We start from the raw sequence: 12,238 nt of genomic DNA, 5'->3' as shown, positions 1-12,238 counted from the left end.
ATGGACCGCCCTTCCCTCGACGACGCCCTGACCGACGGCGAAGCTGTCCTGCGCGCGTTCGTCCGCCCCGACGGAAGGCTCTCGGCCCTCCCCACCCGGATCCGCAAGCGACTCGTCGTGCTCAACGAGATGGCCCAGGCGTTCGAGATCGGGGAGACCTACGACGAGACCCAGGTCAACAACGCCCTGCGGGCGTGGCACGACGACGTCGCCGCACTGCGCCGCTACCTGGTCGAGGAAGGCTTCCTCGAGCGCCGCGACGGGCTCTACTGGCGCGCGGGCGGCACGGTCGACCGATAGCCGCGACGACGCCCGGCCGACTGCCGCGACAACGCCCTGCCGACTGCCGCGGCAACGCGTCACCGGACAGCGGTTGTCCACGACGTGGTTCGGCGTGTGGGTGGCCCCACCTGCTGCCAGACTCTGCTCATGCTGAGGCTGGATGACCTCTGGGTCTGGGACTCCTGGGTGGCCGACGACGGCGACCTCTACCACCTGTTCTTCCTCCAGGCGCCGCGTGCACTGGGCGACCCGGGCAAGCGGCACACCGCCGCGACGGTGGGTCATGCCACCTCGCCCGACCTCGTCAGCTGGACCTACCTCGGCGAGTGCTTCGGGCCCGATCGCAGTGGCACCGAGCGGTTCGACGACCTCGCGATCTGGACGGGCTCGGTCGTCCACGACGGCGAACGGTGGCGGATGTACTACACCGCCGTGTCCAACCGTGGTCACCACGTCTACGACCAGCGGGTCGGCCAAGCGGTGTCCGACGACCTGCACCACTGGGAGCGCGGCGCCGTGCCAGTGGTCGGCGTCGACGGGCGGTGGTACAAGAACCTCGCCAACACCCCAGCCCCCACCGAGGGCCCCGACCTCGAGGGCTCGAGCGAGACCTGGCGCGACCCGCTCGTCTTCGCCGATCCCGGCGGCGACGGCTGGCACATGTTCGTCAGCGCCCGGGCCCGCGACGCCGCCCGCAACGATGACGGCGTCGTCGCCCACGCCACGAGCCCCGACCTCGAGACCTGGACGCTCGGTCCGCCGCTCTGCGAGCCGGGGGCCGGGTTCGGCCAGCTGGAGGTGTTGCAGAACAAGCAGATCGACGGTCGCTGGGTGCTCGTGTTCACCTGTCACCCGCAGGAGATGACCGCCGAACGCATCGCCCGCACCGGCGAGTACTGCACCTGGTCCGTTCCCGGAGCCGGGCCGCTGGGCCCGTGGGACATCGATGCGGCCCGCCCCTTCAGCAGCGAGCCGCACCTGTTCGCCGCGCCGCTGGTCCAGCAGCGTGACGGGTCGTGGGTCCTCATCGGCTTCCGCAACCTGGAGCCCCAGGGCCTCGACGGCTTCGAGATCACCGACCCGATCCCCGTCACCCTCGACGACGACGGCTACCTCGTCGCCCGCTGATTCATCCCGCTGACCACCAGGCCAAGCACCAAACCGACCAGCCACCGGTATGCCGGGTGGCCGAGCCGGCCACGCGGCATACCTCGCCTGCCCGGCATCGAAATTGGAAGGCGACGCGGCCCCCGGCCTGTCTAGGGTCGCGACCATGTTCATCCGCCAGGAGCAGCCATCCGACGCTGACGCGATCCGCGAGCTGCACCGCCGGGCGTTCGCCAAGCCGGCCAGCGGTGACACCCCGGCTTCCAGCGGCGACCTCGAGGCGAACCTCGTCGACGAGCTGAGGGCCGATGGCGACCTGATCCCACCCCTGTGCCTCGTCGCGGTGCGGGACGGGCAGGTCGTCGGGCACGTCGCCATGAGTCGTGCGCTACTCGACGACCAGCCGGCCCCACTGGCCGCGCTCGGTCCGCTGGGGGTCCTGCCGGAGCTGCAGGGCACCGGGATCGGATCGGCGCTCGTGCACGCGACGCTCGCCGCCGCGGACGCCCTCGGTCATGCCGGGGTCGTGCTGCTCGGTCACCCGACCTACTATCCGCGCTTCGGGTTCGGCCCGGCGGTGGACCACGGCATCACGCCACCGCAGGACTGGGGGCCGGCCTACTTCATGCTGCGCACCCTCGGCGCCTGGGGTGAGGGTCTCACCGGCGCGTTCCGCTACGCCCCGGCCTTCGAGCGACTCGAAGGGCACTAGCCGTCCGGGTCTGCCTCAGGCGCCGGTCCGGCCGTCGGCGAGCTCGCGCAGGATGTCGAGGTGGCCGTTGTGACGGGAGTTCTCCTCGATGAGGTGCAGCAGCACCCAGCGCAGCGTCGGGTGCACGCCTGACCGGAACGGCGTCGCCGAGGGCTCGTCGAGGTCGAGCCCGGCGATGATGGCGTCGGTACGCGCCGCCTGTGCCGCGTACTCCGCCAAGGTCTGCGCCAGAGGCGTCGTGGCGCCGAGGCTGAACTCGCGGTCCGGCTCCTCGTCGGTCCACGGGCCGAGGTCGGGACCACCGACGAACCGGTTCTCGATCCACGAGTGCTCGACCCAGCGAAGGTGGTTGACCACCCCGCCCAGGCTCATCAGCGGCGACCCGGGGAGCGGCGCGGCGCCCACGTGCTCGTCGGCGAGGTCGCGGCACTTCTCGGCGGCCGTGTCGCGGGTGTACTGGAGCATGGTGAGGAGCGTGGTGCGCTCGTCCCAGGCCTCGGGGGTGTCGGTACGCGTCATGCGTCGACCCTGTCGCACTCGCTCGCCCGGCGCCAGCGACTTCCGGCGGCTCAGTTCGGGTTGAAGCCGTGCTCGGGAGCGGGTGGCACCACACCGAGCGTCGCGGCCAGCTGCCGCTCGCGTCGCACGAGGGTGAGCCCGAGCCGCAGCCGGGTCTCGGTGTCCGGGGCGGCGAGCAACCGCTGGCGGTCGCCGAGGTCGAGCCCCACGGCCGTGCCCACGGCATACGAGAGCTCCTCGGGGTCCGCGGGCCACTCGGGCTCCTCGGCGCCGAGCGTCGTCGCGTAGTCGTGCAGGGCCGTCCGCAGCCGGTCGGCGAGGTCGTGCACCGCCTCGGCGTCGCCCGTGCGCTCCTCGAGGAGGGTCACCTCCCCGGTGAGGTATGCCGTGCCCGCGCCGGGCACGAGCGCGTCGAGGTGGAACCTGCGCACCCCCGTGGAGAGCACGAGGTAGCGACCGTCGCCCACGGGAGCGGCCTGGAGCACGCGGGCCACGCAGCCGACCTCGTGCAGGTCACGGACCGCGTCGGCACCGACCTCGTGGCCCTGCCGGATCGCCACCACGCCGAACTCGGGCACGTCCATGGCGTTGACGAGGTCGCTGAGCAGCTCGAGGTAGCGAGGTTCGAAGAGCTGCAGCGGCAAGGTCGCCCCGGGCACCAGCACGGTGCCGAGGGGGAACAGTGGGAGCTGGGCCATGTGTTCACGCTAGGTGCCCGCGCCTCGGCGCAACACCCCTGCACGGTGCAGTCCCACTAGGCTGCCAAGCGTGTCGCCCTACGTCGTCATCGCCGCGGTCGTCGCCGTCGGCCTGCTGCTCTTCGTGGCCGCGATGGGCGCGAGGGCGCTCCTCGCCCCGAAGGCGCCGACCCGCGCCAAGCTGTCGACGTACGAGTCCGGCGTCGACCCGGTCGGGCGCGACTGGGCCCAGACCCAGGTCCGCTACTTCGTCTACGCGTTCCTCTACGTCATCTTCGCCGTCGACGCGGTCTACCTCTTCCCGTGGGCGCTCGTCGTGCGGAGCAACCTCGGGGCAGCGTCGCTGGTCGAGATCGCGGTCTTCGTCGGCATCCTGCTCATCGGACTCGTCCACGCCGCACGCCGCGGTCTGTTGAGGTGGCTCTGATGACGACCACTCAGCCGACGCCACTGCCGATGCCGCGCGTCGGCCCGGCCACCGACCTCGCACCCCAGCCGATCCGGGTCGTCCTCAACTGGGGCCGCCGCTACTCGCTGTGGGTCTTCAACTTCGGGCTCGCCTGCTGCGCGATCGAGTTCATCGCGGCGTCGATGGCACGGCACGACTTCATCCGCCTCGGGGTCATCCCCTTCGCGCCGGGACCGCGCCAGGCCGACCTCATGGTCGTCTCGGGCACGGTCACCGACAAGATGGCACCGGCCGTGCGGCGGCTCTACGACCAGATGCCCGAACCCAAGTACGTCATCTCCTTCGGCGCCTGCTCCAACTCCGGCGGCCCGTACTGGGACTCGTACTCCGTGACCAAGGGCGTGGACACCATCATCCCCGTCGACGTCTACGTGCCGGGCTGCCCTCCGCGCCCTGAGTCACTGCTGCAGGGCATCCTCAAGCTGCAGGAGAAGATCGCTGCGGAAACGCTGTCCACCAAAGGAATTCGCGCCAAGTATGCCGGCCATCGCATCGCCTCGGCGGGCGAGGTCAACCGGCCCTTGGTGCAGCGCCCACCAGCGCGCCCAGTGGTGGAGCGTTCGGCCGGGGAGGCCCCGTGAGCGACCCCAGCGCCCTCTCGCGCGCGGAGGTCGACCCCGCTGACTGGGTCGCCACGATCTCGGCTGCCCGCGACGAGGGCTACACCTTCTTCGACTGGCTGACGGCAGTCGACCAGTCCGATGACGAAGCGGCTCCCGGCCTCGACGTCGTATGTCATCTGATGGACGGCTCGACACCGACTGCCTTGCGCCGCAAGCTCTTTCGCACCCGGGTTCCCAGCGGGGCCAGCCTGCCCAGCCTGACCGCCGTGTTCCGCGGGGTGGCGTGGCACGAGCGCGAGACCCACGAGATGTTCGGGCTCGACTTCGACGGCTTCGACGACGGCACGGGCCTGGGTCTGCGCCCGCTCCTCCTGCCGGACGGGTTCGAGGGCACCCCCCTGCGCAAGTCGTTCGTCCTCGCCGCGCGGGCCTCCAAGCCGTGGCCGGGCGCGAAGGAGCCGGGCGAGTCCGAGCACGCCAAGCCCACCGGTCGGCGCCGGGTCTCCGCGCCGGGTGTGCCCGACCCCGAGTGGGGTCCGCGGTGAACGACGCGGTCGAGGTGACGCTGCGCGCCGTCGGCGTGCTGGCGGCCTTCCTCGTCCTCCCGCTGCTGGTGGGCCAGACCGAGCACAAGGTGATGGCCCACATGCAGGGCCGCCTCGGCCCCATGTATGCCGGTGGGTTCCACGGCTGGGCCCAGCTGGTCGCCGACGGGGTGAAGTTCGTCCAGAAGGAGGACATCACCCCGGCGGCAGCCGACCAGCGGGTGTTCCGGTTCGCCCCCGCAGTCGCACTGGTGCCCTACCTGGTGGCAATGGCCGCCATCCCGCTGTCCCCGGACGTCGTGGCGGCCGACCTGCCCGCCTCGGCGGTGTTCGTCCTCGCGGTGACGGCGGTCGGCATCCTCGGCACGCTGATGGCCGGCTGGGCCAGCGCCAACAAGTACTCCCTGCTCGGGGCCATGCGGGCCGCCGCCCAGCTGCTCTCCTACGAGCTGCCGATGGTGCTCGCGGTGGCGAGCGTCTGCCTCGCGGCGGGGTCGCTCTCGCTGTCCGGGATCGTTGCGGTCTGGTCTCCGTGGTGGCTGGTCTTCCAGCTCCCCGGGGCCATCGTGTTCCTGGTGTCGGCCGTGGCCGAGCTCCAGCGGCCGCCGTTCGACATGCCGGTCGCCGACTCCGAGATCGTGTTCGGCGCCTACACCGAGTACACCGGCCTGCGGTTCGCGTTCTTCCTGCTCAGCGAGTACGCCGGGATCGTCGTGATGTCTCTGCTCTTCGCCGTCCTCTACCTCGGCGGCTGGCACGGCCTCGCGAGCGACCAGCTCGGGTGGCTGTGGACCCTGCTCAAGGGCTTCTGCATCGCGGTCGTCGTCATCTGGCTGCGGGTGGCCTGGCCGCGGCTCCGCGAGGACCAGCTCCAGCGGCTCGCCTGGCTCGTGCTCGTGCCGCTCGCTTTGGCCCAGCTGGCCCTGACCGGTGCCTGGGTGGTGGCCACGGCATGAGCGAGCAGCAGAAGAAGCCGGGCGCGATCGGCATACCCGGGATCCTCAAGGGGCTGGCCACCACTGCGCGGACCATGGCCAAGCCGACCCACACTGCGGAGTACCCGCACGCCCAGCCGCACCTTCCCCCGCGCAGTCGAGGGGTCATCGCGCTCCTCGAGGAGAACTGCACCTCGTGCATGCTCTGCGCGCGCGAATGCCCGGACTGGTGCATCTACATCGACTCCCACAAGGAGACCCTCCCGGCGACGACCCCGGGCGGACGCGAGCGGCAGCGCAACGTGCTCGACCGGTTCGCCATCGACTTCAGCCTCTGCATGTACTGCGGCATCTGCATCGAGGTCTGTCCCTTCGATGCCCTGCACTGGAGCCCGGAGTTCGAGTACTCCGAGCTCGACATCCGCGACTTGTTGCACGAGAAGGACCGGCTGGGCCAGTGGATGCCCACCGTGCCGCCGCCGTCCGCGCTCGACGAGCACTCCGCCGAGCCGGCCGAGATCGCCGCGACGACGCGACCGGGTCGCCTCGTCCGCACGACGCCCGCGAGGCCCGCGCCGACGCGCGCCACCCCGACGGCGGAGACCGGGGAATGACCTCACTCGACGTGGCCTTCGCTGCGGTGGGCCTGGTCACCGCCGCCAGCGGCCTGCTCGCCGTGACGACCCGGCACGTGGTGCACGCGGCGCTGTGGCTGGTGGTCTGCCTCGGTGCGGTGGCGGGCTGCTACCTCGTGCTCGGAGCGGAGTTCGTCGCCCTCGTGCAGCTGTTGGTCTACGTCGGCGCGATCGTCGTGCTCGTGCTGTTCGCGCTCATGCTGACGCGAGCCCCCATCGGCGCGAACCCCGACATCAGCACCGGTCGGCTGCACCGCGTGCTGGCCGGCGTCCTCGGCGCGGGCGTGACGGCCCTGCTCGCCGCCGCGTTGCTGCCCCTGGCCGGCCCGGCCGTGCGGCGTCGCGACACCTCCACCACCCAGCTCGCCGAGCAGCTCTTCGGCACCTGGGTCTGGCCCTTCGAGGTGCTGTCCGTCCTGCTGCTCGTCGCGCTGGTGGCGGCGATGGCGGTGTCGCGCATGACCCGTCCGCCGACTGCGGCCGAGCCCGCGGTGACCGGTGAAGGCGGCGCAGGATGATCCACCTGGCCGGTCCGTACCTGCTCGCCGCCGTCCTCGCGGGGCTCGGCGCCTACGGCGTCCTGGCCCGTCGGAACGCGGTGCTCGTCCTCATCGGCGTCGAGCTGGTCCTCAACGCGGCCAACCTCCTCCTCGTCTCGGTGGGGGCGAACGGCGGTGACCGGTGGGCTGCGGGCAACGTGCTCACCCTCTTCGTCATCACCATCGCCGCCGCCGAGGTCGTGGTCGCGCTCGCAGTGGTGCTGGCCGTCTTCCGGTTGCGCGGCGACGTCGACCTCAGCGAGCCCATCACCAGCGAAGCGGACGAGGTGAGGTCGTGAGCGGCACCGCCACCCGCCTCGTCGTCCTCGTGCCGGCCGTCGCCGCGCTCCTCGGGCTCCTGGTGGCGCGACGGGCCGACCTCCGGACGCCCAGGCTCGTGGCGGTCGGGGCGTCCCTCCTCGCGATGGTGTTCTCCCTGGCCGAGGTCGTCGGAGTCCATGGCTCGTCGGGGGCGGGCCCGGTCTCGTCCATCGCCGCCCTCGCAGCGGGGGAGCTGCGGATCCCGTTGCAGCTGCAGGCGACCACGGCCACCGCGACCATCGCGCTCGTCGTTGCGGTGGTCGGCTGGGCGGTGCAGGTCTTCGCCGGGTGGTACCTCCGCGACGACGACCGCTACGGCATCTTCGCCGCCACCGTGTCGCTGTTCACCGCTGGCATGCTCCTCGTGGTCCAGTCCGCAGACCTCGTCCTCACGCTCGTGGGGTGGGAGGTGATGGGCTGGTGCTCCTACCTCCTCATCGGCCACTGGAGCCGCAAGGAGTCCGCGCGTCGCGCCGCCCTCAAGGCCTTCCTCGTCACCCGGCTCGCGGACGTCGGCTTCGTCCTCGGGGTGGTGATCCTCGCCGCGGGGGCCGGCTCCACGGCATACCGGCAGGTCGTGCAGTCCTGGGCGGGCACCGGCTGCAACGACGCGGGCGCGTGCACCGGCCCGAGCACCACCCTCCTCAACGTCGCCATGGTGCTGCTGGTCATCGGCATCCTCGGCAAGTCGGGCATGGTGCCGTTCCACGACTGGCTGCCCGACGCCATGGAGGGCCCGACGCCCGCCTCGGCGCTGATCCACGCCGCGACGATGGTCGCGGCCGGCACCTTCGTGCTCGCCCAGCTGTTCGACGTGCTCGCCGTCGCCGAGGGCGCGCGCTGGCTGCTCGCGCTGAGCACCGCCGTGACCATGGTCTATGCCGCGGTGCTGGCCTTCGGGCAGAGCGACCTCAAGCGGCTGCTCGCCTACTCCACCCTGAGCCAGGTCGCCCTCATGCTCTCCGCCCTCGCGGTGGCTCCGGCCGACGAGGGGCCGGGCGCCGGCGTCCTCCACCTCTACTCCCACGCGTTCTTCAAGGCGTTGCTGTTCCTCGCGATCGGGTGGCTCAGCGTGACCGTCGGCGGCACCGCCGCGGCCACGATGCGCGGTGGCGTGCGCGGTCACCTGTTCATCAGGCCGGCGATGTTCGTCGGGCTGCTGTCGCTCGCCGGGGTGCCCCCGCTGGTCGGTTTCGTCTCCAAGGAGCACGTGCTCTCGGCCGCCGAGGCGGGCATCGGCGACGGCGAGGCCCGAGCGTGGATCGTCATGCTGGCGGGGCTGCTGACGGTCGCCCTCACCGCGGCCTACTGCATGCGCGCGTGGATCGTGCTCGACGACCTCGGCTCCGCCGACATCGAGCGACACGACACCGACACCGCGACGGTCGGCGTGCGGGTCGTCGTGTCGGTCCTGGCCCTCCTCACCGTCGTCGGTGGGCTCGTCGTCCTGACCCCGCTGCTCCACCTCGAGGGGCAGATCGGGTGGCTCGTCGCACTGCTCAGCGTCCTGCTCATCGTCGGGGCAGGACTGGCCGTGCGGTCGGTCGCCGACGGGAAGGACCCGGCCATCAGGGTGGTCGGCGCCCGGACGCCGTCCTTCGACGCCGGTCTCGGGGTCGACCGCCTCTACGTCACGCTGGTCGCCCGGCCGGTGCTCGCGCTCGCCCACCTGGTCGTGTTCCTCGACCGCGAGGTCGTCGACGCCTACGTGCGCGGGGCCGCTGCGGCGGCCCGGTTCGGTGGCGCCGGCGGGCAGCGGGCCCACCGGTCGGAGGTGGCGACCTCCGGGCTGGCCTGGGTCGTCGCCGGGGTCGTGGCCGTCGCGCTCGCAGGAGTGGCGCTGTGGTGAATGGACAGCTGTGGTGAGGGGACAACTGTGGTGAGGGGACAACTCTGGTGAACGGACAACCATGGTGATCCTGGTCAGCCTCGTGGTGCCGGCGGCCGTGGCCGTGTGGCTGCTCACCGGCGGTCGCGGCGTCTCCCACCGCACGGCCAACCTGCTCGCGAGCGCCGCCAGCGTCGTGACCCTCGCGGGGGTCCTCTTCGCCGTCATCACGCGCCCCACGGTCGACCGCGCGTGGGTGCCGTCGCTCGGACTGCGCTGGCAGCTGGCCGTCGACGGGATCAGCGCGCCGCTGTTGCTGCTCACCGCGATCCTGGGCGTGGGCGTGGTCCTGCACACCCTCGACCGGCCGCCGCAGGGTGGCACCACGGCGGCGTTCCACGCCTGCCTGCTCCTCGTCGAGTTCGGGGCGCTCGCCACCTTCTACGCCCGCGACGCGGTGCTCTTCTTCGTCGCGTTCGAGCTGGTGCTCGTGCCGATGTGGGTGCTGATCACCCGCTTCGGCGACCCCCACGACCAGCCCGCGCGGTCTGACGCCGGAGGCCGGTTCGTCCTCTACACCGCGTTCGGCTCGACCCTCATGCTGGTCGGCATCCTCGCCCTCGTCGCCAAGGCCGGCACCTCCGACCTCGACGTGCTCGCGCAGGGCGGCGGGCACGGCATACCCGTCGGCACGCAGACGCTCGTCGCAGCGCTGCTGGTCGCCGGGCTGGCCGTCAAGGTGCCGGTCTTCCCGCTCCACACGTGGCTCCCGCCGGCCCACACCACGGCGCCGACGGCCGGCTCGGTGCTGCTGGCCGCCGTGCTCCTCAAGATGGGCACCTACGGCCTCGTGCGGCTGCCACTTGCCTCGGTGCCCGAGGGCTTCGCCCACGTCGCCCCGGTCCTGGCGGTGTTCGGCGCGGTCGGCATCATCTGGGGAGGCCTGGCCTGTCTCGTCGAGCGTGACCTCAAGCGCCTCGTCGCCTACTCGTCGGTGGCCCACATGGGCTTCGTCGTCCTCGGCCTTTCGAGCGGCACCCGCACCGGGCTGCAGGCCGCGTTGTTCGCGAACGTCGCGCACGGCGTGGTCTCGGCCCTGCTCTTCGTGGTCGTCGGTGGCCTCAAGGAACGCTGGGGCAGCGCCGACCTCGAGACGGCGCGCGCGGCCCTGCGCGAGGTCACCCCGCGCCTCGGGTTCGCGCTCGTCGTCGGCTTCGCCGCCTCCCTGGGCCTGCCGGGCCTCGCCGGCTTCTGGGGCGAGTTCCTCAGCGTGTATGCCGCGTGGTCACCCGCCGCCGACCGTCCCCAGGGCCTCTTCCGGGCGCTGGCCGTCGTCGGCGCCCTGGGCACCGTCCTGGCTGCCGCCTACGCGCTCCGGGTCCTGCGCACCGTGTGGGCCGGCGAACGAGTCGAGCCACGGATCGAGGACAGCCGCGACAGCGAGTGGGACGTCATCGCCGTGCTGGTGCTGGCCGTGCTGCTGCTGGGCATCGCGCCCGGCCCACTGCTCGCCCTCACCGACGACACGGTGACCACGATCATCGGGGCCGCGCCGTGAGCGCGCCGACGGCCACGAGCATGGTCACCTTCGACTGGCTGGCCCTGGCGCCCGTCGCGGTCCCCGCCCTGGGGGCCGTCCTCGTCCTCGTCGTCGACGTTCTCGCCCCGCGGCTGGTGCGGTTGCACGCCGCTGTCGGGGTGCTCGCCCTCACGGCCGGCATCGCCCTCGCCGTACCCGGGGCGCTGCGCTCCACTGACGACCCCTTGCGCACGCTCTGCCTGCCGGCTCCCGACGGTGCCTGCCTGTACGAAGCCGGCCCCCTCGCCAGCGCCCTCCAGCTGGGAGCCCTCGCGTCCGCCCTGGTCGTGCTCCTCCTGAGCTGGCCGGGAGCCGACCCCCGCGACCACCTGCGCGGTGGACCGGCTGTCATCGTGTCGCTCGTCCTCGCGGCGACGGCCGGCGCTGCGGGCGTGGCTGCGGCCCACGACCTGGGGTCGTGGCTCGTGTGCCTCGAGCTGGCCACCCTGCCCGCCATCGCGCTCGTCGCCCTGCGCGGCGACGCCCCGGCCGGGCGGGGCGCGCTCGCCCTGCTCACCACCTCCCTGGTGTCCTTCGCGATGGTCGTGCTGGGCGCGGCGCTGTGGCTGCTCTCGACCGGTGAGGCGGTCTTCGCCGCCGGTGGCGTGCAGGATGCGCTCGCCGACCCGGAGCGCCGCGCGGTGCTGCTGCTCGGCGCGCTCCTGCTGCTGGCCGGGCTGGGGTTCAAGCTCAGCCTGGTGCCGTTCCATGTCTGGACACCCCAGGCGTATGCCGGCGCCACCGAACCGGTCGCGGCCTTCCTGGCCGCGACCTCGAAGATAGCCGCGCTCGCCGCTCTGCTCGTCGTCGTCCGGCCGCTGGTCGGGGCGGGCGCACCGGTGCTGGTCGCCATCGGCATCCTGGCCGCCGTCTCGATGACGGTCGGCAACATCCTGGCCCTGGTGCAGGACGACCCGGTGCGGCTGCTCGCCTGGTCCACCGTCGCCCAGGCTGGGTGGGTCGTGCTGCCGCTCTCGGCGCTCGACGACGGCTCGGCCGCGGCCTCGGGCGGGTACCTGCTCGCCTACGTCGTCGCGACGCTGGTCGCGTTCACGGTGGTGCACGTGGTGACGGCCACGCCACGGCGCCGCGGCGTCGTCGACCAGGGACGCACGCTCGCGGCATACACGGGTCTCCTGCGCGCGCACCCGCTGCTGGGAGGGGCGCTCGGACTGGCCCTGCTGTCACTGGCCGGGCTCCCGCCGGGCGTCATCGGCCTGGTGGCCAAGGTCGTGGCGCTGCGCCCGGTCGTGGGGGAGGGGCAGTGGCTGCTGGCCATGGTCGCCGTGCTCAACGCCGTCCTCGGCGTGGCGGTCTACCTGCGCTGGTTCGCGGTGCTGCTGCGCGACCCCGAGGAGGGCCCCGCCCGAGCCGTCATCCGCCGCATTCCCCGGTCGGCCCTGGCCGCGCTKGTCCTCGGTGGCACGGTGCTCGTGGCCACCAGCGTCATGCCGCAGCTTCTGCTCGGGCTGCTCGGCTGAGCGGTCGCCCGACCCTTCGCCCGAG

General features: G+C 72.4%; 15 protein-coding genes. 13 read left to right on the top strand and 2 right to left on the bottom strand.

What is annotated here, in order from left to right:
* The 3 genes from AC1DX8_RS07770 to AC1DX8_RS07760 all read left to right on the top strand — a co-directional run bounded on the left by AC1DX8_RS07770 (position 1) and on the right by AC1DX8_RS07760 (position 2,101).
* A complete protein-coding gene (locus AC1DX8_RS07770; protein ID WP_477629341.1) occupies positions 1 to 300 on the top strand; it encodes a DUF2087 domain-containing protein in 300 nt (99 codons plus the stop codon).
* Positions 301 to 429: 129 nt separating this feature from the next.
* Complete coding sequence (locus AC1DX8_RS07765) at positions 430 to 1,410, top strand: glycosyl hydrolase (protein WP_477629340.1); 981 nt, start codon at positions 430 to 432, stop codon at positions 1,408 to 1,410.
* 145 nt (positions 1,411 to 1,555) lie between these two features.
* Positions 1,556 to 2,101 (top strand): GNAT family N-acetyltransferase, encoded by a 546-nt coding sequence (locus tag AC1DX8_RS07760; protein WP_477629339.1) that lies wholly within the window; start codon positions 1,556 to 1,558, stop codon positions 2,099 to 2,101.
* A gap of 15 nt (positions 2,102 to 2,116) precedes the next feature.
* On the opposite strand, the gene AC1DX8_RS07755 is transcribed toward AC1DX8_RS07760, so the two are convergent.
* On the bottom strand, positions 2,117 to 2,620 hold the full coding sequence (locus AC1DX8_RS07755; RefSeq protein ID WP_477629338.1) for a DinB family protein: 504 nt from the start codon (positions 2,618 to 2,620) through the stop codon (positions 2,117 to 2,119).
* A gap of 50 nt (positions 2,621 to 2,670) precedes the next feature.
* Entirely contained in the window at positions 2,671 to 3,318 is a 648-nt protein-coding gene (locus AC1DX8_RS07750) for an LON peptidase substrate-binding domain-containing protein (RefSeq protein WP_477629337.1), read from the bottom strand.
* A gap of 70 nt (positions 3,319 to 3,388) precedes the next feature.
* Between AC1DX8_RS07750 and AC1DX8_RS07745 the strand changes: the two genes are divergently transcribed.
* The 10 genes from AC1DX8_RS07745 (at position 3,389) to AC1DX8_RS07700 (ending at position 12,213) form a co-directional block, all read left to right on the top strand.
* Positions 3,389 to 3,745, top strand: coding sequence for an NADH-quinone oxidoreductase subunit A (locus tag AC1DX8_RS07745; RefSeq protein ID WP_477629336.1), 357 nt, complete (start codon positions 3,389 to 3,391; stop codon positions 3,743 to 3,745).
* Positions 3,745 to 4,368, top strand: coding sequence for an NADH-quinone oxidoreductase subunit B (locus AC1DX8_RS07740; protein ID WP_477629335.1), 624 nt, complete (start codon positions 3,745 to 3,747; stop codon positions 4,366 to 4,368). The genes AC1DX8_RS07745 and AC1DX8_RS07740 overlap by 1 nt, the downstream gene beginning before the upstream one ends.
* Positions 4,365 to 4,895 carry an NADH-quinone oxidoreductase subunit C gene (locus tag AC1DX8_RS07735; RefSeq protein ID WP_477629334.1) on the top strand — a complete coding sequence of 177 codons (531 nt, stop codon included), beginning with the start codon at positions 4,365 to 4,367 and terminating at the stop codon, positions 4,893 to 4,895. The genes AC1DX8_RS07740 and AC1DX8_RS07735 overlap by 4 nt, the downstream gene beginning before the upstream one ends.
* Entirely contained in the window at positions 4,892 to 5,851 is a 960-nt protein-coding gene (locus AC1DX8_RS07730; protein ID WP_477629333.1) for a complex I subunit 1/NuoH family protein, read from the top strand. Before AC1DX8_RS07735 ends, AC1DX8_RS07730 begins: the two co-directional genes overlap by 4 nt.
* Complete coding sequence (locus tag AC1DX8_RS07725) at positions 5,848 to 6,444, top strand: NuoI/complex I 23 kDa subunit family protein (RefSeq protein ID WP_477629332.1); 597 nt, start codon at positions 5,848 to 5,850, stop codon at positions 6,442 to 6,444. The genes AC1DX8_RS07730 and AC1DX8_RS07725 overlap by 4 nt, the downstream gene beginning before the upstream one ends.
* The gene (locus AC1DX8_RS07720; protein WP_477629331.1) at positions 6,441 to 6,983 is read left to right on the top strand and encodes an NADH-quinone oxidoreductase subunit J family protein; all 543 of its coding nucleotides are present in this window, start codon (positions 6,441 to 6,443) and stop codon (positions 6,981 to 6,983) included. The genes AC1DX8_RS07725 and AC1DX8_RS07720 overlap by 4 nt, the downstream gene beginning before the upstream one ends.
* Positions 6,980 to 7,303 (top strand): NADH-quinone oxidoreductase subunit NuoK, encoded by a 324-nt coding sequence (gene nuoK / locus AC1DX8_RS07715; protein WP_477629330.1) that lies wholly within the window; start codon positions 6,980 to 6,982, stop codon positions 7,301 to 7,303. The genes AC1DX8_RS07720 and nuoK overlap by 4 nt, the downstream gene beginning before the upstream one ends.
* Complete coding sequence (locus tag AC1DX8_RS07710; protein WP_477629329.1) at positions 7,300 to 9,174, top strand: NADH-quinone oxidoreductase subunit 5 family protein; 1,875 nt, start codon at positions 7,300 to 7,302, stop codon at positions 9,172 to 9,174. The genes nuoK and AC1DX8_RS07710 overlap by 4 nt, the downstream gene beginning before the upstream one ends.
* A gap of 61 nt (positions 9,175 to 9,235) precedes the next feature.
* On the top strand, positions 9,236 to 10,711 hold the full coding sequence (locus AC1DX8_RS07705; RefSeq protein WP_477629328.1) for a complex I subunit 4 family protein: 1,476 nt from the start codon (positions 9,236 to 9,238) through the stop codon (positions 10,709 to 10,711).
* Positions 10,708 to 12,213 carry an NADH-quinone oxidoreductase subunit N gene (locus tag AC1DX8_RS07700; protein WP_477629327.1) on the top strand — a complete coding sequence of 502 codons (1,506 nt, stop codon included), beginning with the start codon at positions 10,708 to 10,710 and terminating at the stop codon, positions 12,211 to 12,213. The genes AC1DX8_RS07705 and AC1DX8_RS07700 overlap by 4 nt, the downstream gene beginning before the upstream one ends.
* Positions 12,214 to 12,238 lie beyond the last annotated feature (25 nt).

The sequence above is a fragment of the Pedococcus sp. P2_A3 genome, assembly GCF_056405035.1.
This window is presented reverse-complemented; position numbering and strand designations above follow the sequence as displayed.

Coding starts and splice junctions, on each gene's coding strand:
- AC1DX8_RS07770 (WP_477629341.1), top strand. CDS start 1: ATGGACCGCCCTTCCCTCGACGACGCCCTGACCGACGGCGAAGCTGTC.
- AC1DX8_RS07765 (WP_477629340.1), top strand. CDS start 430: ATGCTGAGGCTGGATGACCTCTGGGTCTGGGACTCCTGGGTGGCCGAC.
- AC1DX8_RS07760 (WP_477629339.1), top strand. CDS start 1,556: ATGTTCATCCGCCAGGAGCAGCCATCCGACGCTGACGCGATCCGCGAG.
- AC1DX8_RS07755 (WP_477629338.1), bottom strand. CDS start 2,620: ATGACGCGTACCGACACCCCCGAGGCCTGGGACGAGCGCACCACGCTC.
- AC1DX8_RS07750 (WP_477629337.1), bottom strand. CDS start 3,318: ATGGCCCAGCTCCCACTGTTCCCCCTCGGCACCGTGCTGGTGCCCGGG.
- AC1DX8_RS07740 (WP_477629335.1), top strand. CDS start 3,745: ATGACGACCACTCAGCCGACGCCACTGCCGATGCCGCGCGTCGGCCCG.
- AC1DX8_RS07725 (WP_477629332.1), top strand. CDS start 5,848: ATGAGCGAGCAGCAGAAGAAGCCGGGCGCGATCGGCATACCCGGGATC.
- AC1DX8_RS07720 (WP_477629331.1), top strand. CDS start 6,441: ATGACCTCACTCGACGTGGCCTTCGCTGCGGTGGGCCTGGTCACCGCC.
- nuoK (WP_477629330.1), top strand. CDS start 6,980: ATGATCCACCTGGCCGGTCCGTACCTGCTCGCCGCCGTCCTCGCGGGG.
- AC1DX8_RS07705 (WP_477629328.1), top strand. CDS start 9,236: ATGGTGATCCTGGTCAGCCTCGTGGTGCCGGCGGCCGTGGCCGTGTGG.